At 54.9% G+C, this 22,707-nt stretch carries 34 protein-coding genes and 1 tRNA gene; 17 read left to right on the top strand and 18 right to left on the bottom strand.

Features of this window, described 5'->3' with window-relative positions; genetic code table 11:
• Positions 1 to 18: 18 nt before the first annotated feature.
• The 8 genes from AC3IT9_RS10400 to AC3IT9_RS10365 form a co-directional block, all read right to left on the bottom strand.
• A complete protein-coding gene (locus AC3IT9_RS10400) occupies positions 19 to 696 on the bottom strand; it encodes a hypothetical protein (RefSeq protein ID WP_489272907.1) in 678 nt (225 codons plus the stop codon).
• Positions 693 to 1,274: a recombination protein NinG gene (locus AC3IT9_RS10395; protein WP_489272906.1), complete on the bottom strand. Its 582-nt coding sequence runs from the start codon at positions 1,272 to 1,274 to the stop codon at positions 693 to 695. Before AC3IT9_RS10395 ends, AC3IT9_RS10400 begins: the two co-directional genes overlap by 4 nt.
• Positions 1,274 to 1,675 (bottom strand): recombination protein NinB, encoded by a 402-nt coding sequence (locus tag AC3IT9_RS10390; protein WP_489272905.1) that lies wholly within the window; start codon positions 1,673 to 1,675, stop codon positions 1,274 to 1,276. Before AC3IT9_RS10390 ends, AC3IT9_RS10395 begins: the two co-directional genes overlap by 1 nt.
• Positions 1,675 to 2,469 (bottom strand): ATP-binding protein, encoded by a 795-nt coding sequence (locus tag AC3IT9_RS10385; protein WP_489272904.1) that lies wholly within the window; start codon positions 2,467 to 2,469, stop codon positions 1,675 to 1,677. The genes AC3IT9_RS10390 and AC3IT9_RS10385 overlap by 1 nt, the downstream gene beginning before the upstream one ends.
• Positions 2,459 to 3,316, bottom strand: a complete 858-nt coding sequence (locus AC3IT9_RS10380; protein WP_489272902.1) for a replication protein — start codon at positions 3,314 to 3,316, stop codon at positions 2,459 to 2,461. The genes AC3IT9_RS10385 and AC3IT9_RS10380 overlap by 11 nt, the downstream gene beginning before the upstream one ends.
• Positions 3,317 to 3,401: 85 nt before the next feature.
• Entirely contained in the window at positions 3,402 to 3,581 is a 180-nt protein-coding gene (locus tag AC3IT9_RS10375) for a hypothetical protein (RefSeq protein WP_457265775.1), read from the bottom strand.
• Positions 3,582 to 3,599: 18 nt separating this feature from the next.
• Positions 3,600 to 3,788, bottom strand: coding sequence for a hypothetical protein (locus tag AC3IT9_RS10370; RefSeq protein ID WP_457265776.1), 189 nt, complete (start codon positions 3,786 to 3,788; stop codon positions 3,600 to 3,602).
• Positions 3,789 to 3,817: 29 nt separating this feature from the next.
• Complete coding sequence (locus AC3IT9_RS10365) at positions 3,818 to 4,057, bottom strand: helix-turn-helix domain-containing protein (protein ID WP_489272901.1); 240 nt, start codon at positions 4,055 to 4,057, stop codon at positions 3,818 to 3,820.
• 83 nt (positions 4,058 to 4,140) lie between these two features.
• On the opposite strand from AC3IT9_RS10365, the gene AC3IT9_RS10360 reads away from it, so the two are divergent.
• From AC3IT9_RS10360 to AC3IT9_RS10340, 5 genes are all read left to right on the top strand, one after another.
• Complete coding sequence (locus AC3IT9_RS10360; protein ID WP_489272900.1) at positions 4,141 to 5,016, top strand: LexA family transcriptional regulator; 876 nt, start codon at positions 4,141 to 4,143, stop codon at positions 5,014 to 5,016.
• A gap of 70 nt (positions 5,017 to 5,086) precedes the next feature.
• A complete protein-coding gene (locus tag AC3IT9_RS10355) occupies positions 5,087 to 5,275 on the top strand; it encodes a hypothetical protein (protein WP_489272898.1) in 189 nt (62 codons plus the stop codon).
• Positions 5,276 to 5,378: 103 nt separating this feature from the next.
• Positions 5,379 to 5,588 (top strand): hypothetical protein, encoded by a 210-nt coding sequence (locus AC3IT9_RS10350; RefSeq protein WP_489272897.1) that lies wholly within the window; start codon positions 5,379 to 5,381, stop codon positions 5,586 to 5,588.
• 221 nt (positions 5,589 to 5,809) lie between these two features.
• Positions 5,810 to 6,985 (top strand): ImmA/IrrE family metallo-endopeptidase, encoded by a 1,176-nt coding sequence (locus AC3IT9_RS10345; RefSeq protein ID WP_489272895.1) that lies wholly within the window; start codon positions 5,810 to 5,812, stop codon positions 6,983 to 6,985.
• Positions 6,985 to 7,500, top strand: coding sequence for a DUF4411 family protein (locus tag AC3IT9_RS10340; protein ID WP_489272893.1), 516 nt, complete (start codon positions 6,985 to 6,987; stop codon positions 7,498 to 7,500). Before AC3IT9_RS10345 ends, AC3IT9_RS10340 begins: the two co-directional genes overlap by 1 nt.
• A gap of 57 nt (positions 7,501 to 7,557) precedes the next feature.
• Here AC3IT9_RS10340 and AC3IT9_RS10335 read toward each other — a convergent pair whose 3' ends face one another.
• Both AC3IT9_RS10335 and AC3IT9_RS10330 read right to left on the bottom strand, forming a co-directional pair.
• Positions 7,558 to 8,163 (bottom strand): hypothetical protein, encoded by a 606-nt coding sequence (locus tag AC3IT9_RS10335; RefSeq protein WP_489272892.1) that lies wholly within the window; start codon positions 8,161 to 8,163, stop codon positions 7,558 to 7,560.
• 319 nt (positions 8,164 to 8,482) lie between these two features.
• A complete protein-coding gene (locus tag AC3IT9_RS10330) occupies positions 8,483 to 8,791 on the bottom strand; it encodes a DUF1654 domain-containing protein (protein WP_489272890.1) in 309 nt (102 codons plus the stop codon).
• Between the two features lie 470 nt (positions 8,792 to 9,261).
• Between AC3IT9_RS10330 and AC3IT9_RS10325 the strand changes: the two genes are divergently transcribed.
• The 9 genes from AC3IT9_RS10325 to AC3IT9_RS10285 all read left to right on the top strand — a co-directional run bounded on the left by AC3IT9_RS10325 (position 9,262) and on the right by AC3IT9_RS10285 (position 14,430).
• Positions 9,262 to 9,525 carry a hypothetical protein gene (locus AC3IT9_RS10325; protein ID WP_489272889.1) on the top strand — a complete coding sequence of 88 codons (264 nt, stop codon included), beginning with the start codon at positions 9,262 to 9,264 and terminating at the stop codon, positions 9,523 to 9,525.
• A gap of 519 nt (positions 9,526 to 10,044) precedes the next feature.
• Positions 10,045 to 10,299, top strand: a complete 255-nt coding sequence (locus AC3IT9_RS10320; RefSeq protein WP_489272888.1) for a hypothetical protein — start codon at positions 10,045 to 10,047, stop codon at positions 10,297 to 10,299.
• Complete coding sequence (locus AC3IT9_RS10315) at positions 10,289 to 10,522, top strand: hypothetical protein (RefSeq protein ID WP_489272887.1); 234 nt, start codon at positions 10,289 to 10,291, stop codon at positions 10,520 to 10,522. The genes AC3IT9_RS10320 and AC3IT9_RS10315 overlap by 11 nt, the downstream gene beginning before the upstream one ends.
• Positions 10,519 to 10,653, top strand: coding sequence for a hypothetical protein (locus AC3IT9_RS10310; RefSeq protein WP_414924193.1), 135 nt, complete (start codon positions 10,519 to 10,521; stop codon positions 10,651 to 10,653). The genes AC3IT9_RS10315 and AC3IT9_RS10310 overlap by 4 nt, the downstream gene beginning before the upstream one ends.
• A 158-nt stretch (positions 10,654 to 10,811) precedes the next feature.
• Positions 10,812 to 11,939 (top strand): coiled-coil domain-containing protein, encoded by a 1,128-nt coding sequence (locus tag AC3IT9_RS10305; protein WP_489272885.1) that lies wholly within the window; start codon positions 10,812 to 10,814, stop codon positions 11,937 to 11,939.
• Between the two features lie 53 nt (positions 11,940 to 11,992).
• Positions 11,993 to 12,982 carry a RecT family recombinase gene (locus AC3IT9_RS10300; RefSeq protein ID WP_489272883.1) on the top strand — a complete coding sequence of 330 codons (990 nt, stop codon included), beginning with the start codon at positions 11,993 to 11,995 and terminating at the stop codon, positions 12,980 to 12,982.
• Positions 12,982 to 13,644, top strand: a complete 663-nt coding sequence (locus AC3IT9_RS10295; RefSeq protein WP_489272881.1) for a lambda exonuclease family protein — start codon at positions 12,982 to 12,984, stop codon at positions 13,642 to 13,644. The genes AC3IT9_RS10300 and AC3IT9_RS10295 overlap by 1 nt, the downstream gene beginning before the upstream one ends.
• 85 nt (positions 13,645 to 13,729) lie before the next feature.
• Positions 13,730 to 13,972 carry a hypothetical protein gene (locus AC3IT9_RS10290; protein ID WP_489272879.1) on the top strand — a complete coding sequence of 81 codons (243 nt, stop codon included), beginning with the start codon at positions 13,730 to 13,732 and terminating at the stop codon, positions 13,970 to 13,972.
• Entirely contained in the window at positions 13,969 to 14,430 is a 462-nt protein-coding gene (locus AC3IT9_RS10285) for a hypothetical protein (RefSeq protein ID WP_489272878.1), read from the top strand. Before AC3IT9_RS10290 ends, AC3IT9_RS10285 begins: the two co-directional genes overlap by 4 nt.
• A gap of 411 nt (positions 14,431 to 14,841) precedes the next feature.
• On the opposite strand, the gene AC3IT9_RS10280 is transcribed toward AC3IT9_RS10285, so the two are convergent.
• From AC3IT9_RS10280 to AC3IT9_RS10270, 3 genes are all read right to left on the bottom strand, one after another.
• Entirely contained in the window at positions 14,842 to 15,957 is a 1,116-nt protein-coding gene (locus tag AC3IT9_RS10280; RefSeq protein WP_489272877.1) for a GTP pyrophosphokinase, read from the bottom strand.
• A 105-nt stretch (positions 15,958 to 16,062) separates the two neighbouring features.
• Positions 16,063 to 16,242, bottom strand: coding sequence for a hypothetical protein (locus tag AC3IT9_RS10275; protein WP_489272875.1), 180 nt, complete (start codon positions 16,240 to 16,242; stop codon positions 16,063 to 16,065).
• A 63-nt stretch (positions 16,243 to 16,305) separates the two neighbouring features.
• Positions 16,306 to 16,698 carry a hypothetical protein gene (locus AC3IT9_RS10270; RefSeq protein ID WP_489272874.1) on the bottom strand — a complete coding sequence of 131 codons (393 nt, stop codon included), beginning with the start codon at positions 16,696 to 16,698 and terminating at the stop codon, positions 16,306 to 16,308.
• Between the two features lie 59 nt (positions 16,699 to 16,757).
• Between AC3IT9_RS10270 and AC3IT9_RS10265 the strand changes: the two genes are divergently transcribed.
• On the top strand, positions 16,758 to 18,581 hold the full coding sequence (locus AC3IT9_RS10265; protein WP_489272873.1) for a DNA cytosine methyltransferase: 1,824 nt from the start codon (positions 16,758 to 16,760) through the stop codon (positions 18,579 to 18,581).
• A 645-nt stretch (positions 18,582 to 19,226) separates the two neighbouring features.
• Here AC3IT9_RS10265 and AC3IT9_RS10260 read toward each other — a convergent pair.
• On the bottom strand, positions 19,227 to 19,682 hold the full coding sequence (locus AC3IT9_RS10260; protein ID WP_489272872.1) for a hypothetical protein: 456 nt from the start codon (positions 19,680 to 19,682) through the stop codon (positions 19,227 to 19,229).
• 2 nt (positions 19,683 to 19,684) lie between these two features.
• Positions 19,685 to 20,101: a hypothetical protein gene (locus AC3IT9_RS10255; RefSeq protein ID WP_489272870.1), complete on the bottom strand. Its 417-nt coding sequence runs from the start codon at positions 20,099 to 20,101 to the stop codon at positions 19,685 to 19,687.
• Between the two features lie 386 nt (positions 20,102 to 20,487).
• Here AC3IT9_RS10255 and AC3IT9_RS10250 point away from each other — a divergent pair, with 386 nt between their 5' ends.
• Complete coding sequence (locus AC3IT9_RS10250; RefSeq protein ID WP_090318852.1) at positions 20,488 to 20,700, top strand: hypothetical protein; 213 nt, start codon at positions 20,488 to 20,490, stop codon at positions 20,698 to 20,700.
• Positions 20,700 to 21,812 carry a tyrosine-type recombinase/integrase gene (locus AC3IT9_RS10245; RefSeq protein ID WP_489273499.1) on the top strand — a complete coding sequence of 371 codons (1,113 nt, stop codon included), beginning with the start codon at positions 20,700 to 20,702 and terminating at the stop codon, positions 21,810 to 21,812. Before AC3IT9_RS10250 ends, AC3IT9_RS10245 begins: the two co-directional genes overlap by 1 nt.
• A gap of 89 nt (positions 21,813 to 21,901) precedes the next feature.
• On the opposite strand, the gene AC3IT9_RS10240 is transcribed toward AC3IT9_RS10245, so the two are convergent.
• The 3 genes from AC3IT9_RS10240 to ihfA all read right to left on the bottom strand — a co-directional run bounded on the left by AC3IT9_RS10240 (position 21,902) and on the right by ihfA (position 22,707).
• A tRNA-Pro gene (locus AC3IT9_RS10240) sits at positions 21,902 to 21,978 on the bottom strand.
• Between the two features lie 89 nt (positions 21,979 to 22,067).
• Positions 22,068 to 22,424, bottom strand: coding sequence for a MerR family transcriptional regulator (locus AC3IT9_RS10235; protein ID WP_003179985.1), 357 nt, complete (start codon positions 22,422 to 22,424; stop codon positions 22,068 to 22,070).
• Positions 22,405 to 22,707, bottom strand: coding sequence for an integration host factor subunit alpha (gene ihfA, locus AC3IT9_RS10230; RefSeq protein ID WP_002553164.1), 303 nt, complete (start codon positions 22,705 to 22,707; stop codon positions 22,405 to 22,407). Before ihfA ends, AC3IT9_RS10235 begins: the two co-directional genes overlap by 20 nt.

Genomic DNA, 22,707 nt, shown 5'->3' with positions numbered 1-22,707 from the left:
CCCGTCACGTCAACATTCTTATGCCGCATTTTCGTCTTTTTCCGCGTGAATTACCTGCCAAACCGGTTGTTGTGCCTGAATATCAACTTCAGCGATCACTTCTTTCAGGGATTCCCACAAGCCCAGCCAGTCACGCGTCCAGTTCTTAGGATCGATCGTCACCCCGAAGAAACTGTTCATCTCGGTGGCGACCCGGGCCGGCCCCCACTCTGCCGCCCCGCTCACCCGGGCCTTGTACGACTGAAGCGCCAGGGTCACTAGGTAATGCACCTTCACCCGCTTCGCAGAGGTCAGATCAAGAAGCTCTGCTTTTGACGCCACCAGCAGCACCGCATTCATGACGTGCTGCATGGTCATCATCGGGTGGTAGAGGAAATGGCCGAACTGCTGCACCTGAAATGGCAAGGTGCCGATGGCGCGCTGGATTTTACCCATGGTGACCAGATGAGCGGCACGGGCGGTTGAGCGCCCGATCGGCGTCCGGCGTGTCTCGCTGATGCTGATCCGCTGGCGGGTAGCCAGGATCCGCTCAGCTTTATCCTCACCCGTCGCGGCAAACACCACCTCATGCTGCCGTGACCGGGTCTTTTTTACCGCTGCCGCCGACTGTGCAGAGTCGATGGCTGCCGCGGTGATCGAGGCGTTCGATTCGTGCTGAGAGTCAGTCCATGCCTGACGTGCTCCGATTAGCTTCATGCTGCTGCCCTCTTCAGTTCTCTGGTCTTTGCCCGATATTCAGCCTTGATGGCCTTCAACTCTTCGATGGTGTAGCGCCGGGGCTCATGAGGCCCTTCGATCCATGCAACCTGGTCGGCGCCAATCCGCTGCACTAGGTTGATGCGGTAGTTCACGATGTCGCCGGACTTGTGCTGGTTACACGGGACACACTGTTTGTGGCAGTTGAGCGGCTCGAATCGCAGAGCGGGATTACTCCCAACCGTGCGGTAATGCCCAGCGTCGTACTTGCCCTGGTGATGCCGGCCACAACTGATGCACGGCAGCGCGATGTCACGCACACGAACCCACTCGTTGAACGCGGCCTGTGCTTCCTTCGTGTGTTCTCCGCGGGTCTTGATCCGCTCCCTTGCTGCACGGATCTCCCGACGCCCGAGGTCCGCGATGGCCTTGCGCGCCTTCTCCTGATTTATGTTCTTGATGGCTAGGCCGCACTTGGGGCTGCACACGGCCTGATCGAGGCGCTGCGGCGGGAAATTGATGCCGCAGTCCGGGTTCTTGCACTTCTTCGGGCGGGGCGGTTTGGGGGCTACGCGCATCAGTACCGCCCTCCCCACTTTTCCTGCTCGGTCCAGCGCACGCCATGCTCCGCGCCAAAGGCATGCATCAACTCGAACAGATTACTGAACCACTTCTGCGATTGCTTGCGGGTCGACACGCCCAGGACGACATAGCCGCCATCGATTCCGGGCACCACGTCCTGCTTAATCAGCGCCGAGCTGAAAACGTGCTTCCAGTCTTCGTCGGACAGTTTCTTGCCGTACCACTCGACCTGGCTGGAAACGTCCTTGAGCATTGCCCACATCTTCCGGTTGCAGATGTCCGGCCGCTTCTCATCGCGGATCACCACCACCTTCGGCTTGGTGAAGTCGGTGGCATGCAGGGCGCCAATCAGACGGTTGATGTCGCGCTGATCGCGGATCGCGAATTCGGCACTCATCAAAACCCCTCCTTGCCGCGCTGCGACTGCCACTCGAACGGAACCACAATCACCCCGCCCTCGCGCAGGCGGTCGGCGCAGCGCTCACCCATGGCGGCCGGCAGCGTCTTGGCGTCCAGGTTGGAAATGATCACCGTCGGGCGCAGTTGCTCGTAACGGCCGTTGATGATCGCGAACAGCGTGGTCAGCTCGAAGTCGCTCGGAGTTTCCTTGCTGACGCCGATCTCATCGAGGATCAGTAGAGACGGGCTGATCAGCCCGGACAGAATCCAGCTCTCGCTGCGGTCGTTGGATTTTTCGTAGGTGGCGCGAATGTCCTGCAGGACTGAACCGATCGTGCGGTAGACGGCTGTGGCGGCGGTCCTGCGCATGACTTCGTTGGCAATGGCCACACCCAAGTGCGTCTTGCCGGTGCCTGGCTTGCCCAGTAGCAACAAGCAGCGACCGGTCTGGGCTATCTCGGGAAACTTGTCCGCGTACTTGCGGCAGATGCGCAGGGCCTCTTTTTGCTCCGGCGATTCTGCGGTGTACCCGTCCAAGGTCTTGCTGACGAAGCGCTTCGGGATCAGTGCAGAGCCGAGCTTGTAGACCAGTTCGTCGCGAGCCTGCTGCTTCACGCGGGCCGCGTCAGCCTCCTTGGCGATCAACAGGCAATCAGGGCAACCGGTCTTGAACTCCTTGCCGAGAATCACGTTGATCGTCTGGGCGAACTGGCCGTGGTCGATGCAGACCCCGGTAGTTTTCTGCGGATCGGCAATGCAGCTGGGCATGGCGATCAATTTTTCAGAACGCATAGGTTCCATCCTCCCGACGGGTCAGGCCGGCGGTGTAGTCGCGATCAGAGAAGCCGTTATGGCGGGATGGTGCGGCGACTTGCGATGCGGCTTCGGCAAAGCGCTTGATCACCCAGGACGCCTTGAAACCTTGCCAGCCCGAATTGAGTGCCTCGGTAATTGCGTCGGCTGGTGTGACCCCAGCCTCAACGCATTTGGTCAGCTCGGCATTCACGGTCGACCAGACGGTGGACGTCACCGCAGCACGCTTGGCCTTGCGCTGGGTCAGCCAGTCGGCCAGCAGTTGCTCCGGCACGTTGTGCGGGTTGTCGGCCAGCAGTTGGGCCATGCCGAACGGAGTCTTTCGATCAGGCTTCGAGGGGGTCGGTTGCTCTTGGGGCGGATTAATCTCTTCCGAAGGAAGAGTTAATAGGGGTTCTTTCTTTGTATAAAGAAGGCAAGTTGCCGATTTGGTCTCACTCGTTTCAGATCTCAGTGAGACGATTTGAGCTGAGTGAGACGTTTTGGTCTCAGTGAGACGGGATGCTTTCTCTTCGAAAAAAGACCATTCGGAGATGGGGGAAATGCCAATGTCGCCACGGCTCCCACCAACCCGGTAGATGATCCGGCGCTCGAGCAAGTGGCTGATCGACTTTGAAGTGACATCCCGACGCATGTTGGTGAGCTTGCCGATCTCGTCGGCAGTGAGCCGCTTGGTGTCTAGCTGATAGCCAATCGTCTGGCGCGCTATGGCCATCAGAACGCGCAGGTCGCGCGCGGGCAGATCAACCGTGGCCAACGACTCCATGAGGCTGTTGTCCATTCGGGTGAACCCCCTGGACTTGTCAATGGGAATGATGTTTGTCATAGTTACCTCGCTAACAGCGTCAACGAATCAGCCACCATGCCCGGTGGCTTTTTTGTGCCTGAAATTTGGTCTTATCAGGGCCTACTCAGGCCTTTCGATGGAAAGGTGCTACGGTTCCCCGCGGATTTCGGGGCTTGGTTCGGTTGGCCAGTTCTCGACGCATCAACTCAGCAGCCAGCTCTTCGGGGGTAACCCCCCTCTTCTCTGCTTCACGCTCCAGCTGATCCATCAGGGCCTGGTCCAAGCCGACCTGTTCGATTGGCATGGGGCCTCCTTCGGGCCTTCAGGCCGCGTTGTGCTCAGCTGTATCCTCAGAAGACAAGGCGGCAAGCTGGGCCTCTAAGAGCTCCCGACAAAGGACTGCGCGCTGCGTGCGATGGAATTTCGCCAGCGCTTGAATAAGATCAAACGTGTCCTCATCAACACGGACCTTGATCTCGCGGTCATGGAGGTGCTTGGGATTGGCGTACATGCGGTCGATGCTCCTGGCTTACGGAATGGTTAAGCGGCTGATTTTTTCGGGTGCGCCTCGGCAAGAAGCCACGCGCAATCGAATGGCTTGCCTTTAATGGCGGCCAATTCGGCAATTTTTTGGGCGTATTGGGTTTCGCCGGTGTACTCGGTGCGCGGCAATGCGTCGGCAACAAGCCACTTATAGATAGCTCTCGGGGTCTTTCCGCAGGCCAAAGCCACAGCAGAAACACCACCGGCATCATCAATCGATTTCTTGAGCGGCCGCATAAGGCCTCCGAGTCAAATATGAACTTGCAGTACATATTATGTCGGAACTGAAAGTACATGCAAGGGCGTGCGATGCTGAACCTATGGTTCAGATCGAAGATATTCGCGCGGCATTCGTTATTCGGCTTAAAAAAGCCTTGTCTACCCACGGCATTGATCAGTGGGGCGCAGGCGCTCGACTGGCCGAAATAGCCAAGGTCACGCCGAAGGCCTCCAGCAAGTGGCTAAATGGTGAGTCCATGCCTGGACCTGCCAAGATGAGCGCTATAGCGGATGCGCTTGGTGTGAAAATCGAATGGCTTCAACACGGAGTTGGGGATGCCCCCTTACCTGCCGGCGATGTGCAGGAAGAAAGGTCGGCTGAGATAGCCGCGGCATCATCTGCAGATATCGTCCGCAACATGCTTGCGAAGCATGGCAAAAATCTTTCCGATGAGGCCCGGCAAAAAATTGCCGAAGCGGTGCAGGAGACTGCATCTGAACTGGGCGCTGCGAATGTCATTACGGTTGACTTCTCTCGCCCAGGACTCGTTGGCGATGAGGTGTGGATCGCGCACTACGACATCCGGGGCGCCATGGGGGGCGGTCAGATACCACCCGACTACCCAGAAATGTTCAAGGACGTCAGGGTCAGCCCGCGACACCTACGCGAACTCGGCGTGGAGTTCGATCAGCACTACCACTTGAAGATGGTCACCGGCTGGGGTCAATCCATGGAGCCCACCATCAAGCATCGCGACCCCCTGATTGTTGACGTGAGCATTCGCGAGTTCGCTGGTGATGGGATTTACCTCTTCTCATGGGATGACCACATCTACATCAAACGCCTGCAGGTGGCTGATGAGGATCACTTCGAGATGATTTCCGATAACACCAAGCACAAGGATCGGATGATCCGTCGAGACATGACATTCATCCAGGCGCGCGTGTTGTTGGTGTGGAACGCCCATCTGGTCTGAGCTATCACCATAATCCGGCGGAACTCGCGTGGGAGTGATTTGTAGATAATCTGGAGCGAGGGTTGATGGAATGGCGCACTCACTTCGATACCAGATTGGCGAATCCGTCCGCACCATTGAGGCTGAGGTGGGGAAGCTGCTCGATTTGGCAGCAACGCTTAGAGATGCAGGGGATGAAGACCTGGCTTTAGCCGTCTCAGCCCAAGCAAATAAGCTGCTTGAAGCGGTGGTAGCGTTGAGAATTGCTTTGGCGGATTGAGGGATCGACGAATGGCACTCGGTCCTAGGGCATGCGAGCTGGCGGGTCATGTATTCGCGCTCAAAACTGAAAGACAAGCAATGCCCTGCAAACGGGTTACTCGATGACGAAGAAACCGACGGAAAGTAGAGCAGCAACGACTGCCGCCGAAATTGAGCGCTCTATCCAAGCCCTGAATAAGATGGCTGAACGCCTTTGGGGTGATGGCCGAGAGGCGGAGGCGAAAGCCCTTCTAGATGCCTTAGATTCTCTAAACCGGGCACTCGACCGGATCAGGATTGGCGAAAGTCGCAGGGTTAAAACTCTTCATTGAAGCCAAGGCTATGCTACGTTTTTCATACTGATGAGCATCGGCTGACGGCTTACGCTGATGAGATGAAGTCGGGAAGTATTGTGCGGGGAAAGGCTGATTAGCCACGCAGAGCATGGCAAATGCACTTGCGATAGACGGTAGAGAAGTTCAGTATCCTGCAAAACCCGCTACTGTGATAATGGATGATTGCGCAAATGAAGACGGAGCTGAAGCGGTGATGTATGCCGGGAATTAACCCTGAAGTGCTTGTATGGGCACGAGAGACTGCCGGCCTTAGCAGAGAAAAGGCCGCCAAAGCTCTAGCTATTGGTGGGAGCAAGGTTCCTGGCTCTGAAATGCTCCGGCGTTACGAGGAAGGCGAAAAGGAGGCCTCCAGAACGCTTATCGCAAAAATGGCTGGGGTGTATCGTCGCCCGCTTCTTGTTTTCTATCTGCCATCTCCTCCAGCTCAAGCAGAGCGAGGCGAAGATTTCCGCACACTCCCTGAAGAGCTCCGCATTGAAAGCAAAGGGCCCCTTGATGCGCTAGTGCGCGATATTTATGTGCGGCAAGATCTGATCAAAAATGTCCTTCAAGATGTTGAGGAAGCCTTCCCTCGTGATTATGTCGGCAGCGTGAAAGCTGACTTGGAGCCTGCTTCTGTTTCTGACTATCTGGGTAAATTGATCGGTTTCGACATTAATCAGTTTCGGCGTTATGGAAAATCTGAGGAGGCTTTTGCTTATCTTAGAAAACTAATTGAGGAAATGGGGACGTTTGTTCTTCTCATTGGAAACCTTGGTAGTCACCATACAAACATACCTGTCGAAGCGTTCAGGGGGTTTGCACTATCTGACAAAATAGCCCCATTCATTGTTATCAACGATCAGGACGCGCCACCCGCCAGATCTTTTACACTCCTTCATGAATATGCGCACATATTGATTGGGGTCACTGGTTTAAGCGGGAGCCGCGCAGAACAAAAAATCGAGCGGTATTGCAACGATATTGCGAGTCTTTTATTACTTCCGCCAGCTGATTTGAATAATCAGAATTGGCATGCAGAAAACATAGATATTCTCACTCATAAAATTTCCGGGTTCGCGAGAAGCATAAATGTCAGCAGCTCCTTGGTCGCGTACAGGCTGCTAACTTCTGGGGTAATTCAGCAAGAAACGTGGACTATCCTTTCTCAGAAATTCCGAGAAATGTGGGCTGCTCAGAAAACGGCAGAAAAAGACGGTCGAGACGGATCTGGCGGTCCAAGCTATTACGTTGTTCGGCGGCATAAGCTCGGCGGGGCCATCGTAAATCTTGTCCAGCGAACGATGCGCGAAGGCGCATTAACGGCGACAAAAGCCGGAAGAGTACTGGGCGTAAAGCCCGCCAATGTCTATAACTTGGTTGGCACATTATAATGGCGCTTGATAGGAAGCTTTACCTGCTGGATGCAAACACGTTAATCACCTCTCACGGTGTTTATTATCCGCAAACGATGGTACCAGAGCTGTGGTCATGGCTTTTGCATCAGAGCCAAAATGGTCGCATAAAGATGCCCGTCGAAATCTATGAAGAAATTTTGGCGGGCAAAGAAGATATTTTAACTGGCTGGCTTAAAATGCCGGAGGTTAAAAATAATCTAGTGCTTCAAGAAAATGTAGACCCTGGAACTGTTGCGCACGTTACTTATAACGGGTATGCCGTAGATCTCAATGAAAATGAACTCGCTTATATTGGGCGAGATCCATTTCTGATTTCCTACGCATTATCCAGCCCTATTGATAGATGCGTAGTCTCTCTTGAAACATCTAAGCCTTCAGCGCAAAGGCAAAATAGGAAGGTCCCTGACGTGTGTAAATCACTGGGCGCACAGTGCTGTGATGTCTTCAGTATGATGCGCGCACTCGACTTCAAAACTGGATGGGACAAGTAAGTTGTATCCAAGCGATGACTAAAGCCCGGCCCAGCGCCGGGCTTTTTCATTCTGGAATCAGATCGTCGATGGATTGATACCGATCAATTTCAGCGACTGATGCAAGGAATCGTCCAGTTCGATTTCGCCTGTAGTTGAAGCCGCTTGGTTGATCCCGACTGTGCGATAGATAAGAGTTTTACCTGTCACCATCTGCCGCAGAATCTCCTTCGCTTTGTCACCACCCGTGACAGTGTATGGGCTCATCATTTTGTAAATACTGTCCAAGCTTTGAGCCTGGGCCTTCTTGATCATCTCTGCTTGTTCGACCGGCAATCCAAGCGCAATTTCCGGCGCCGCAGTGACCATTGAGATTGGTGTTTCCTGAGGAGTGATCGTCCACGCGTCGTTCTGATCAATCCTTAGCTGAATAGTGCCGACGGGGATTTTGAAACGGCCGCCTGACATGAGCCCCACATAGATTTCACCGCCCTCCTTCCTTACCACCGGATAAAACTTGAGCGAGCTGGTGATGATTGAAGTTCCCGCTGAATAGTCCCCGGTGGTCACCATGGTCGTGGTTTGGTCAGTGAACTTGTCCGTACTGCCAGTGGCTTTCCATACAGACCCTGCGCACCCACTCAGAACCACGGTGGCGATAGCAAGAACAGCAATTCCTTTCATAACCTTCTCCAATGCAGTAGTGGAACGACTTTAGCAGAGTCATTGGTTTTCGATTGCTAATCTCCCAGCGCCTCGCCAATCGTGGCCCAGCACTGGGCTTTTCGTATCTGCCTCGTCACACATTCGTCACACCTACCCAGCACAATGCAGTCAGCCAAAGGGATTTGGCCCATCTACAGAGAGCCCGGCCGACGCCGGGTTTTTTCGTATCTGCGACATGCTTTTCACGAAACGCTCACAGAATGGAGCGCAGATTGAACTGACGAAAGGATTCGACCCCATACCGAGAGCCCGCCAAGCGCGGGCTTTTTGTTGTCCGTTAGAAAGGAGCCACCTCTTCCATGCTGTCGACCTCCATCACACGGTCTTCATCCGCGCTCACCTCCCACCTCAGCGTCACCGACTCATCGTCGTTGAATGTCAGGTCTATACCGTCTGTTTCGGATAGCAAGCCCATAACCTCCTCCCACTCGCGATCACCATCCATGTCCAAGCGGTGAATCGTTACCCAGCGCTGAGCCTGCGCAACCGGGTGATTGATCATCGAGGAAACGCGCAGGCCAAGCTTTTCCAACCCTGTCATTTCCTGCCGTTCCACCGGCTTCTTCTGCTTCTGCACCTTCGCCATACCGCCCCCTAAATACTGTATGCATATCCAGCAAACAGGATAATAGCCTGAGTATTCCGAGAAGGTAAACCGTCAAGGCTGGTTCATCTTTTCTTAAATTATGTACTTTAGGTACTTGACCAGTGTGAACCACTGGTACATATTTGCCTTGTCGCCAACGAACAAGAAGGCGCCAGGGCCTCAACAGACCCGCCGCTCTTTAACAGCTTGGAATCTTCGCGGATCGATCCCCGGCAACGGGTACAGCGCGAAACACAAATTTCGATCTCCATGCCAGCTCTGGAACTGGCCGGGCTCCCTACAAGGGAGAACGCCAAACCATGCAAGCCAGCCGGCGAAGAACACCGAACACGAAATGTGTGACGCCGGCCAGGTGGGGAAACCGCGGCGCCGAGCATGGGGGCGGACAACAGATTTCACTGGCTGGCCTTGGCGACAGGGCCAGACGGGAAATCAACCGGAGTACGACCATGCGAATCAACGTGTACAGCCAAGAGCTGACCAGTGAAGTAGTTGAGATTCAAAAGCTCAGCAACACCGGGCTGACCTACAGCGCCGTTCAAATGATCCTGCACAGCAGCGAGAAGCTGCACCACCCGCCAGAAGACGACGACCGCAGTGCGGTTACCTTCTGGCTGCCGAAGTCGAAAGCGCGTCGCGAAGAGCTGGCCTCCACGTTCGAGCGGATGGCGATGATGGTTCGAATCACGCCAACGGAAACCGGCCTCGACTGAACAACCAGCGCCACGTCAGCCTGACGATAACTGCCCGATCCTCTCGACGAGAGCGCATCGGCCAGCACCATCCACGCAACTGACTTGCGTGCTGTGCCCCGGACGATAGTGCCGGTGCCCTAGCGAAGACCTGAACAATCTACGCAAGGGTTTGTGAGATCCCGGTCAGCGGAGTCTCCTGCCGATGGTGTTGGCCGATGCGGACGAAACTGCGGCCTATAACCGCCCACCTGCGTCAACCCACAGAGCCGATCAGTGAAGCCAGCGTTACTAGCGCTGGCTAGATGATTTCTCGACCAGCCTTGTCGGGTATCGGCAGCAAGGAATGGCAGCCCTATCTCACTAGGGAGTCGAAACACCTGCTTGCAGTGAGCCACAAGCAAGCCGACTTGCCGCCGTAAGCGGCCCTCCCCCGACACCACCCGCATGCACTCCCCTCCGCGCCCAATGGCAACCAGCGGAATGGATGAGTGCAGCCGAGTTTTGTTGGATCAACACCCGCCACTCTTGGAGGTGACCATGGCAACCAGCTACGCAGACAGTGCGCAGGCCCGAGAGTGGGACAGGCGCTACGACGCTTGGGGGCGCGAGAAGAAATCGCAGCCCGAAGAGCTTCACGACTATGAGGCTGCCGAGCAGATCCGGACCCAGGCGCTGGCCGATCGGGAAGCTCGCTTGCTGGAAGAGCGCAAGAGCCTCAAGCGGCGCATTGGCCTGGCCATGGCGAAAATGGAAATGGTCTGCCCGCCCAGCGGAGGCGCACATGAACGCTGAACAGCGCGACCACCAGACGGCGGTCAACTGGATCGAGGGCGAGATCGACAACATGATCCGCGACCTCGGCAAACCCAACGCCAGCTCAGCAGCGACATCGGTCATCACCCTGGCCTTCCTGCTGCGCGTCATCAGTGAAGCCGAGCACCGGCACTACAGGGCGCGAATCGACCAGATCTACGCCACCTACAACGCATCGATCAAACAGGGAGTCGCAGCATGACCATCATCGCCCGCAACGCCAAAGCAATGACCGAAGCCCTGCACCGACAGGGCTTTTTTCTGGTCGCTGATCTGCCAACCCGCATCAAGATCCAGTCTCGGCGCGGTATGCTCATCGCGCAGTTGTCGTGACTCAGCGGCAGCGGGCAAAACGCCTGTTCATCTGGCGCGGTTCCTTTCCCGCCATCACCGTCTTCGCTTTCCTGATACTGCTCAGCGCCCTTGCTGATTGCGTCACTCAATAACCCCCACACCCTTCAAGACTGCGCACCGCGCGGCAAGGAATTGTCATGTCCGCAAATACTAAACAAGCACTCACACAAGAATCGCTCAAAATGAGCGAAACCGACGACGCACAAACACCTGTAGTCCCTGCGGTTGCCGTCACCGACATCGCCGAATATCGGCCGCACGAGGAGCAGATCGTTCGTCTGGAGACCACTTACGGAAAGCTGGTCGTTGATTGCTCGACCAGCGAAGGCTTGGCGAATGCAAAAGAGGTTCGCGTCGATATCCGCGACGTGCGCTATGCCCTAGCGAACACCACCAAGACGGCGCTGATTCCCTATCAGCAGAAGGTCAAGGATGCCCAGGCTCGCGTCAATCAGGTTAAGGAATTCGGCGAGGCGCTGAAGGATCGAGTCTTGGCGATCGAGGCGCCTGTTGACGAAGCAATCAAGGCCGAAGAAAAGCGTGTAGCTGACGCCAAAGCCGAGCGCGAGCGTGTCGAAGCTGAACGTGTCGAAGCCATCCGGGCGAAGATAACCCGATTCAGTTCCGTCGCTGCCGCATACGCAAGCCGTAGCGCTGCAGATGTCGCAAGCATTCTGCAAGGCGTCAAGGAATCGGTGATCCTGCCCGAAGAATATGCCGAGTTCGAAGCTGAAGGCACCATCGCTCGCGACAACGCCATTGATCAGCTTGAAACGTTACACAAATCTGCCGTTGAACGAGAAGAGGCTGCCGCCAAGCTGCTGGCCCAGCAGAAAGAACTCGACGAGTTGCGCGAGAAGCAACGCATTGCCGACGCTGAAGCTGAGGAGCTGCGTAAGCAGCGCGCCGAGGAGGACCGCAAGCGCTTGAAGCAACAGCAGGACGAGCTGGATCAGCAGCGCCGCGACATGGAAGCACAGCAACGCCAACAGCGTGAGCGCGACGCCCAGTATCAGCGTGACCAGGAGGAACTGGCCCGCCTGCGCGCCCAGGCTTCCGCACCCGCTCCAACCACTTCAGTAGCTGTGCCCGTGGATACAGAGAAGGTCGAGGTCGCACAGGTCAGCGCACATGCGATCGCCGCTGAATCCGACGATGTGACTACGACCGCGCCATCGGTTGACGACATTGTCGAGGTTGTAGCCCTGGGCTTCGACGTGGACCTCGACACTGCTCGCGCTTGGCTTCGTGCCATCCGCTTCTAACCACCCTTTCCATCTAAAGGTCGACCCACTCCTTGTCGGCCACGGAGAGCGCAATGACCGATTCAGACACCCAAACACCAACCGGCCTCGCCACGTACCACGATCCATCGCACAACGCGGCAGCGCTCATTCTCGATCCAGGCACCATGAAGTCGATGAGTGACCTCGCGCTGATGATGTCGAAGGGCGTGACAACAGTCCCCAAGCATCTGAAGGGCAATCAAGCTGACTGCATGGCGGTGGTGCTACAAGCAATGCAGTGGCAGATGAACCCATTCGCTGTTGCGCAGAAGACGTTCATCGTCAACGGCGGTGCATTGAGCTATGAGGCGCAGCTCGTCAACGCAGTGATCACCGCCAAGGCACCAGTCAAGGGTCGCTTGAACTTCGAGTGGTTCGGCACTTGGGAAAACGTCATTGGCAAAATGCGCGAAGTCACCAGCAAGACCAAGAAGGACGAGGACACTGGCGAGTTCAAGAAGTACCGCGTTCCGGCCTGGGGCTTTGACGATGAGAGAGGTCTCGGGATCAGGGTCTGGGCAACCTTCAAAGGCGAAGACGAGCCGCGCATTCTGGAACTTCTGCTTACCCAGGTCCGCACGCGGAACTCTACGCTTTGGGCGGAGGACCCCAAGCAGCAAATCGCCTACTTGGTGACTAAAAAATGGGCGCGACTCTTCTGCCCTGACGTCATCCTCGGCGTCTATACACCCGATGAATTCGAAGACTCGTACGGCGGCGAAATCGATATCACCCCTGCGAAGCAGGCTTCAAACACCGCTGCCGCTGCTGGTGTGTCGTTCGGCCCGAAATCCCCATCGCCGGAAGTCGACGGAGTATTCGCAGACCTTTTGGTCGTCGCAAAACGGCAGGACATCGAAGCCTATGCGACAGCCTGGGCAGGTCTCAAGCCTAAGCAGCGCGCAGCGATCGGCCTGGAGTGCCACGAAGCACTCAAGAACATGGCAGCAACCGTTGATGGCGACTTTACCGATTTGACTGGCACCAACGACAACCTGTCTCAGGCCGAGGAAGCGGCGTAATGAGAACGGAACTTCAGGGCACTGAAAAATGGCATGCAGACCGATCTGGCCGAGTGACAGCCAGCCGGTTTAAAGATGTGATTGCTTGGGGGAAGCCTGACAAAAATGGAAAGCGCGAGCCTATGGGCGCGCGTACCTCATACATGCGCGAACTGTGCTTCGAGCGACTGGCAAAGAAGTCCAAGCACAACGTCAGCAGCGCTTCCATGAAGTGGGGCCACACCGAAGAACAGAAGGCTCAGGACGCCTACGAGATGTTGACCGGCAACATCGTCATACCGTCAGAGTTCATCGTCCACCCGAAGTACGACTGGCTCGGCTGCTCGCCAGACGGCCTGATCAACGATGACGGTGGAACCGAGTCAAAGTGCCCCTTCAATGAGGCGATACACGTCAAGACTTGGCTCGAAGGCATGCCCGAGGAACACATGCCACAGGTCCAAGGTTGCATGTTCGTTACGGGACGAAAATGGTGGGACTTTCTGTCGTTCGATTCTCGTCAAGATGAAGAGTGTCAGCTCTACATCGAGACGATTTACCGCGACGAAGGCTACATCGCCAACCTTCACAAAGAGCTGGTTCAGTTCAACCTGGAACTGAATCGCATGGTTGATGAGGTTGCGGACAAAACTCGAGCGCAAGCCTATCGGTTAGGAGGCTGATCATGCACGGATTCGACAGTCTCAAGTCTGGCTTGGTCGCCGCAAAGAAAATCCGGAAGGATGTGAACACAACGAGGGAGTCAGCATGATTAGCAACCACCTCAACCTCATCGAGCAGCAGCGACAAAGCACTGAATCAATCAATGACCGGATCGCCCAGTACCTGGCAGCCGGCGGGCAGATCGCCCAACTGAGAAGCCCGCCGCGCAATCCGCTACCGCCTCCCCGCTCACAGAAAATCGATCCCGAAACCGTGCTCAAGCGCAAACCCAAAGGCTTGAATTGGGCGCAGCGGCAGGCGTTACGCAAAATGGCGGACTCACTATGAGCAAGCGCAAGCCCAACAACATGCGTGCCCGGGTCGAGCGATCGTGCCGGGCACTGCTCAGCACCAACCACGTCGCGGTGGTGAACATCGATCCCAGCGGCCGCCAGGGCATGATCAACTGGAAGAGCTGCAAGAGCATCCCGCCCGGCCAGCGCATCGCGGACGCGGTCTGCGACTTTGCTCACCGCTGGACGATCTACCTCAGCGTCCAGTGTCGCGATCAACGAGGGCACCGCTACACTAAATCAGTAGAGGTTGCCCCCCAAGGCAACTATCTGGCCGCGCACCTCGAAGACGTGATCGAGGAAACCTACAAGGACCTGGTTGCCGAGAGCAATCCGAATCATCGGGTCGCTTCGAGCTGGATCGCCATTCCCGCCGAAATATCGCTGACTGAAGAGCAGGCCGCCCGAGTGTTCGACGCCGTGGGTGTCTGGAATCAGCAGAGGGCAGCATGAGACTCATCAGCAACCAGGTGCGCCAGCGCCGACGACAGACATGGCTGGATCTACCGGCCCACGGAATTGAGGAGGCAGGCAATAGCCAAGAGTGGACAAGAACGATCTGCGAAGGCTGGCGCGAAACGGATCGAGTACGACGAGAAGGAATTGCGGCACCAATTCAGGCCAGAAGCAAAACAGAAGTTTTCTGAGTTGATGGTCGAAAACGCCATCGAGGAAATTAACGAATCGGTGAAAACCTGACTTTGAACGCTCATGTACTCGGGCCGACTCTGTCATATCAAGAGGTTCAAAGTCCGCGCCACAAAGTGCAGATAAACGAAACCGTGGCGCGGATGATCTGGAGGAAAGCTAGGCGCAGCTCAGACGTGATCGCCGTGACAACTATATTAAGATTTGCACCCTGACTCATGAAGCGTAAGGCCTTTGCTTAATAATTTCCGCTCGCAGTTCCTCCAAATGCTCCAAGAACTCTGGAGTCATATTAAAATCAAACTCCTCCATGACACTTTCGATCGGTTCTTCAAGAAAATTCCGCATAATCAACACATGCATCAAAACATACAGCAAAAACCCATGCTGAAGGCTAGCTTCAAACCTCAATCTTTCGAAGTTCTTTTTAATTTGTACAACTCTAAAATTAATCAGCTCCACTTCACCCAACAAACTCCTCTTTAGCTCAGCAAGACTGCGAACCCCCAATTTATTGAATCGCGCGATATCTTTAGAATCGAAAATCATTTCACCATCAATAGTCGCCCCTAAATCTGAAGCAGCTCTTAGCTCCAACTTCCTGAGCTGAACATCCAGCTCAACAAATTTCTCTAGAGAAATTTTGTCAAGCATCAGCTTCTCATCAGGATCATCCCCTACATTATTTTCCTGCGCTGACTCCACAAGCAACGCAACGGAGCTTGAGTACTCATTTAAGTCATTGCGTATACCAATAAATTCCTGATCGGCTATCTCCAACAATCCGGCTAGCCGAGAAAATCTTCTGCGTATATGCCTAGGAACCTCTATCTCCGACTTATATCCAGTATCATGCTCTATTTCCGCCCAAGTATGCTGAAGTATCGACCTAACTTGAATCTCTGCCTTCATTGACTCAAATACACTATACTCCTTTAGTGCAAGCCTATCAGGGCGCAACTTAAGCACATAATGCAACGAAAGATACCCAAACTTCTCAGGCTCCAGCGACTTCCTTTTATCGATAGTATTCTCATCATCAATTAAGAACTCTGACTCAATTATTTTAGCTATCTTATCCACATCATCTTCATAATGCGTAATTAGTCGCACCCCAGCCAAATCAGTAATATCACTCAGACTAGAATAGGATCTTTTTCTTTCCACCTTTTCTTTCAAACTACTAGCAGTTTTGCATCTATGCGCGATTGAGTGAACTGCAATCCCCTCTGCACTAATCAACCTAGCCAGGAGATTACTTACTGTGGCGGCAAAATTATCGTAAATCTCTCGCTTAGAGTTGTAGTCCTGGACAATCTGGTTTGCTTCCATATTACTACTCCAACTTATTACGCACGATTCTGTTATGAATATTTAGTACTTTATCAATTTTCTGCCCCAATGTCGCATCCGGTCACGGAGGGCGGCAATGTTGGCTCATCGACGGCTGAGTATGTATTCGATGTTGCTCGCGGATTTGCTGGCAGACACTGCTTCCGAGTAAGCGTAATCAGCAAAATCCCGGGCCTCCATGGCGAAGTATACGGACGCGCCAGCTAAGGCCAGCGTAATCAGATTGGTAGCTATCAAGAGTTTGAGCAGCTTGTTCGTATCCATACCGCCTCCTTTGTGAGGCAGCACAAATACCCCACTTCAACGAATCACGCCAGCCGGCGAGGATCAGTTGAGACCAAGGATCAAAAGGAGCAGTAGTGCATCATCGAGCGATTTAACCTTTATAGCCCAATGCTCATCATCGGCTTTGTGCGAGTCATCAATGAAGCTGTCGGGGAACTGAGCCTTCAACCTGTCCTTCTTATACCGCTTCATCTTGATCACGGGCGGGCGCCACTGGAAAACCAACTTCTTGCGGGAAGGCATGATCGAAAAGCACCACTTCCCATCTAGGTCGACCGCAATAGATCGGACTTTCTGTGAGGTCACCCTGCAAGAAACACCTTTCAGGCAAGTGAAAGTTCCAACCAGCAAGGCGAAAGCCTCTTTGACCTCGCCGTCCTGGATGTACTCGTAAAACTCAGCAATCCGCTCCGAATTCTCTGCACCTTTCAGCATCACGCATTCCTCCACCCTGACCATAAAACACTGTAGCCGTTCGGCGACGAGGCACTCCTATGTCCGCACAACAGAAGAAACACCAGTTCATCCATAGCCAGCCAAGCATGGGCCTGCCCTTCCAGAAAGAATTGGTGGTGGATCTGTTCGCCGGTGGCGGCGGCGCTAGCACCGGCATTGCCCGGGCGTACCGGGAGCCAGATGTCGCGGTAAACCACAACCCAATCGCGTTGGCCGTACACCGAGCCAACCACCCAGAAACAGCGCACTACGTTGCCGACGTGTTCGAGGTTGATCCAATCCACGCCACGGGTGGCCAACCAGTGGGCATTCTCTGGGCATCACCAGACTGCCGCCACCACAGCAAGGCCAAGGGTGGCGCGCCGCGCGACCGCGGTGTTCGTGGCCTGGCTTGGGTAGTGGTGAGATGGGCACACGCCACCCGGCCGCGCCTGATGTTCCTGGAGAACGTCGAAGAGTTCTGCGACTGGGGTCCAATTGACGAAGACGGCCAACCGATCAAGGCCGAGCGTGGGCGCACCTTCAAGTCATTCATTGCCGCACTTAGCACCGGGCTGGCGGCCGATCACCCGGACATGCCGGAGATACTGCAATCGATCGGCGAGTTTGTGCCGGTAGAAAGTCTGGTGCGCGGCCTTGGCTACAACGTCGAATGGCGCGAACGCATTGCGGCCAACGCAGGTACCCCGACGATACGCAAACGCCTCTACCTAGTGGCACGCAGTGACGGCAAGCCGATCGTCTGGCCAGCGCCAACGCGCCACAAAGTGCCGACGGCAAAGCAGCAGCCTTGGCGCACTGCTGCCGAGTGCATCGACTGGAGCAATCTTGGCCGCACGATCTTCCGTGACAAGCCGATGGCCGTGAACACCATGCGCCGCGTCGCCAAGGGCTGCTGGCGCCATGTGCTGACCAGCGCGAAGCCGTTCATTGTGCCGATGCGCGGAACATCGGAAGCACACACCAGCACCCATGGCGTCGACGAGGCGTTATCGACCATCAGCGCCGGCGGCACGCATCATGCACTGGTGCAGCCTGTAGCGGCGCCGCTCCTCACCGAGTGCGCCAACGGATCTTCACAGCGCAACTTCAGCGCACAAGAGCCGCTGCGAACTCAAGTGGCACAGGTGAAGGGTGGGCACTTTGCAATGGCCGCCGCGAACATGGTGACATTGCGGAAAGGCTCTGTCGGCTCTGTCGGCTCTGTCGGCGCCGACGTTGCCGGACCGATCAGCATGATAGCAACCAGTACCGGGTATCATGCGGTATCAGCTGCGCTCTTCGAGCAAGCCAATGACGGCTTCTACAAAGGCGACGGCCGATCGGCATGCGACCCGATCTCGACCATCTGCCAATCGGGCGCCAACCAGCGACTGGTGAACGCCTACCTGGTGAAGTACTACGGCAACGAGAAGGACGGCATTTCGCTGACCGAGCCAATGCACACCCTGCCGACGAAAGACCGGGTTGCGCTGGTCGAAGTCGTGCAGGTGCCGGACACGCTAACGCAGGAACAGATGGAAGGCGCCCGCCGCTGTGCCGCTTTCATGCACGAACATCTGCCGGAGCACTTCAAAGATCCGGCCGACCTAGTCATGGTCGGCGGCTATGTGTTGGTGGATATCACCTTGCGCATGCTGCAGCCGCCAGAGCTGAAGGCTGCGCAGGGTTTCGACAAGGATTACATCATTGACCGCGGGCTATTCGTCGACCCGGTCACCGGCGTCGAAGAATGGCGCGACATCAACAAGACGGACCAAGTCCGGCTGATCGGTAACAGTGTCTGTCCGGATGAAGCCGAGGCACTGGTCGCCGCCAACGCCGCCGACATCATCGAACTCTACCAGCGCCTCGCGGCTTAGATCATGCATAGAGCAATTCCCAAGGAAAGGCAAAAAGCCATTCAGCCAGGTGGTATACGGCCTTCATCAATTGGTCTATGAGCAATTGGGTCACGAGTTCTTCCATCAGCTTTTTCATTTGAAATTCTCAGGTTCAGGTAGCCCCAAGTGCTTCCTGAACCGGGATCGGGGGGATTGCGCTAGCTTTTTTCAAACAATGATCGGCGCAGTCCATCGACCCAAAAGGAGTACATCTGTACCCCACCTCTCTGAAACTCCCTCCCCCTTCAAAGTAAGCCGCTTTAGCGGCAAGGACGAAGTCATGTCTGAAATAGCGGAACGCGCCGATTTGTTCTCGGCCCCGATGGTGCGCGCAATTCTGGAACTAATGACGGGGAGGCGGTGGGTTATCAGAACAAAATAGACCCACCATTTCGATGAGCCGCGCGGGCAGGCCGGCGTGAATACCAGATATCTTTCTGGAATGCGAAAACGGTTATGTGGTGGCGATAGACTTCTGCCTTTACCGCCGGCCAAGCGAACGCCTGAACAATGACATGGCGCAACGCTGGCGGCGATAAAAAAAACCTGAAGACCCCACTCACTGCTCAAGCCCGCCAACATGGACGGACAGGAAAAGCCAAACTGGCGAAAGATCAAAGATCTTTAGACATCCTGAGTGGCAGCAGGTTTTTTTCTATTTGTGGCTTTTATTGCAGGCTTCCTTAAGGGAGCTTGCTTCATACCTGAGCCACTCAGGGATTTATTGATATTATCATATGCGGACTCTAGAGCATTGAATCGCAATTGATTTCTATGCGCCACAATTTGTTCGCGCTGAGCATCATTAAGGCTATTGTCAGCAAGCATTCTATCGCAATGCTCCAAAAAATCCTTTACTGAAAAATTTGACCTAAAGAGTCTCCACTTAAGTACTAGCATATCTTCCATCTCTGCCGAGACCGATGACATCAGGAGAGTCAAGGCAGGAATAAAGTACACCAGTAATTTTGTTAGCGAATCTGCTTCTGCTCGGTTAACAAAAAACACCATAACCGAACCGATAGCAGCCGCAAAAAGAGCTGAGAAACGACCGTTAGGAAGAGCGATATCCTTATCCACAGCTACACCGAATCAGGAAATTTTTCAGTGGCATCGTTGAATGCGTAATTAGTGGCCGAAACTGCATACTCAATAAAAGATCTACATTCATCTATCCCTGTATCAAAACCTTCACACGCCAGAACTATTGCACCTACCTCGTAGTAGCACTTAACCAACTTAAACTCAGAATTAACATAGCGCTCAACTTCGACCTGCTTATCTAGCGATATTGAATCATCTACCCCGACGCGCAAACTTACGCTTACAAAGTGCGCACCAGTTTCTTCCCGAGCCAAATAATACATAAATCCATCTGGCGCATAGAAATAGATAGAATCTTTCTCCGTATCATCTATTTTATAACCAAGCGCCTCACAGATTTCCACGTATCTTTCGATAGGATACTCTGAAGGCTTTTTTTTCGGATTTATTTTCACAAAATATTCCTGCAAATAAATAATCTAGCCAAATGATCATAACGTCTTCGCAGCTAAGGCGACTGCTAATCATCTCAGTAAACTCTCAAGTTAACCAGACATCCGAATAACAAATTAGATTCTTTCAGATCCGCGCTGTGTCGCCTTAGGCGTCTGGAGATCATTTCATGGAATTGGGCAACGCCAGCAAAGTGACTCCATATGAAGACTTCCAGCTCATAGGTTGAGAGATCGACGAGCACTGCACCGCGATCGCCCGGACTCGCATCGAGGATCAAGTCGCCCATCAGCTAGAGCAGAAGGTCGAGTCTGACCAGCTCGACTTATTCGGCACTACATAACCCCTATCACCCTCTTCCACCGCCACGCGCGGCATGGAGCATCCAATGAAAAAAGAACTGATCAAGATCAGCGAGTTTCAGCGCCGGCGCTGGGGCGAAGGCGGCACGCCCCAATGCCCGCAGGCTATCCGCAACCATATCAGGAACGGAATGGTGCCCGGCGAGCAGATCGGCAAACTCTGGTACGTTGACTGGGCCGCATTCAGCCGATCGAACGGCAATGACCTGGTCGCAATGGTATTGAAAGGAGCTGCATGATGGTGCCACGGCCGCGCAACCCTGCGAACAAGGGACTTCCGCAGAATCTGTACTATGACGCGCGGCGCTCGACCTATCGCTACCGGCGGCCTACCGACGGGAAGTGGTTTCCTTTCGGTGCCGACCGCCTCAAAGCGATTGATGCCGCGAAGCAGCTGAACCTTGAGTTCATGCGCGGTGCCGACCTTGTCGGCGCCGTAATGAACAACCCCTCAGAATCGTTCGCCGGCTTCCTCGACACTTACGAGCGAGATGTCCTGCCGCCGCGTGAACTAGCCAAGGGCACCCTAGGCTTGTACGCCGTGCACTTCCGACGCTTCCGCAAGCAGTTCGATGGCAAGGCCGTGGACCAGGTCACGATCCGCATGATTGCGGAGATGCTGGACGCGCTCACACCGCGCACTGCGAACCAGTGCCGGGCCCTACTGATCGATATTTTCAACCATGCCGCTGCGAAGGGGTTGTGCCCAGACAATCCAGCCGCGAGCACAATCAATCGCATCGAGAGGAAGCAGCGCAAGCGGCACACCGTAGAGGGTCTGAAAGCCATCAGGGAGAAAGCGCCAGCGTGGTTGCAGAACGCAATCGACCTTGCCCTGATCACTGCACAGCGCCGCACCGACATTCTCGATATGCGTTTTGACGGCGTTCGTGAGGGATTCTTATACCTAGTACAAAAGAAGACGGCGAAAGCCAGTGACGCGGCGTGGATCCGCTTTCGCGTGACGCCCGAGTTGCAGGCGGTCATCAGCCGCTGCCGTGACGATGTCGTATCGCCCTACCTAGTGCACCGAAAGCCTGATCGCCGAAAACAGAAGCAGGCGCAGACCAAGGACCACTGGACGAAGGTTGAGGAAAGGTATTTGACGCGTGCTTTTAAGGAAGCCAGGGAGGCGGCGAACTGTTACGCCGGATGGAAGGAAGAAGAGATGCCGGGCTTTCACGAAGTGCGAGCACTGTCACTGCACCTGTACAAGAAAGCTGGAAAGGACGGGCAGAAAATTGCAGGTCATGCAAGCGAGGGCATGACCAAAAACTACCAACGCGACCACGAGGAAGTCATCTGGTCCGAGGCGATTCCGGACCTGAATATCAGCGAAATCACCGGGTAGTTTTGCGCTAGTTTTGCGCGGGTTTTGCGCAGGCACAAAAAAGCCGATCCATCTGATCGGCTTAAGTGTCTGATTTTACTCAGGAATAATGGTCGGGACGGAGTGATTCGAACACTCGACCCCTAGCACCCCATGCTAGTGCGCTACCGGACTGCGCTACGCCCCGACTAGGCGTGAAACCTGTTCCTCATCTCGAGGAACGCTCAAGAATATATCGCAAGCTTTTGAAAACTGGAAGTATTTAAAAGCAGGAATTTATTTCTTGAGTACCACCAGAACATCTTCGAGCTCGGCGATCATCTGGCGGATCATTTGCTTGTATTGGGTAGTGTCGTCTTTGGCTTCATCGCCGGACAAGCGCAGGCGCGCTCCGCCGATGGTGAACCCTTGATCGTAGAGAAGCGCGCGGATCTGCCGGATCATCAGCACGTCCTGGCGCTGATAATACCGGCGGTTTCCGCGGCGTTTGACAGGGTTGAGTTGAGGAAACTCCTGCTCCCAGTAGCGCAGCACGTGCGGTTTTACCGCACACAGCTCGCTGACTTCACCAATGGTGAAGTAGCGTTTGCCCGGGATGACGGGGAGCTCGTCGTTATGACTTGGTTCCAGCATAAGCCTCAACTCGGGCCTTCAACTTCTGCCCTGGACGAAAGGTGACCACACGGCGAGCCGTGATCGGGATTTCTTCCCCCGTTTTCGGATTGCGGCCAGGCCGCTGGCGTTTGTCCCGAAGGTCGAAATTGCCGAAACCGGACAATTTGACTTGTTCGTTGTCTTCAAGAGCGTGCCTGATTTCTTCAAAAAACAGTTCGACCAATTCCTTGGCCTCCCGTTTGTTCAGGCCCAGCTCTTCATACAGACGTTCCGCCATCTCAGCTTTCGTCAGAGCCCCCAT

Source organism: Pseudomonas sp. KH_046_1 (assembly GCF_057839025.1).
The sequence above is the reverse complement of the archived record's forward strand: the minus strand, read 5'-3'. Positions and strand labels throughout refer to the sequence as shown.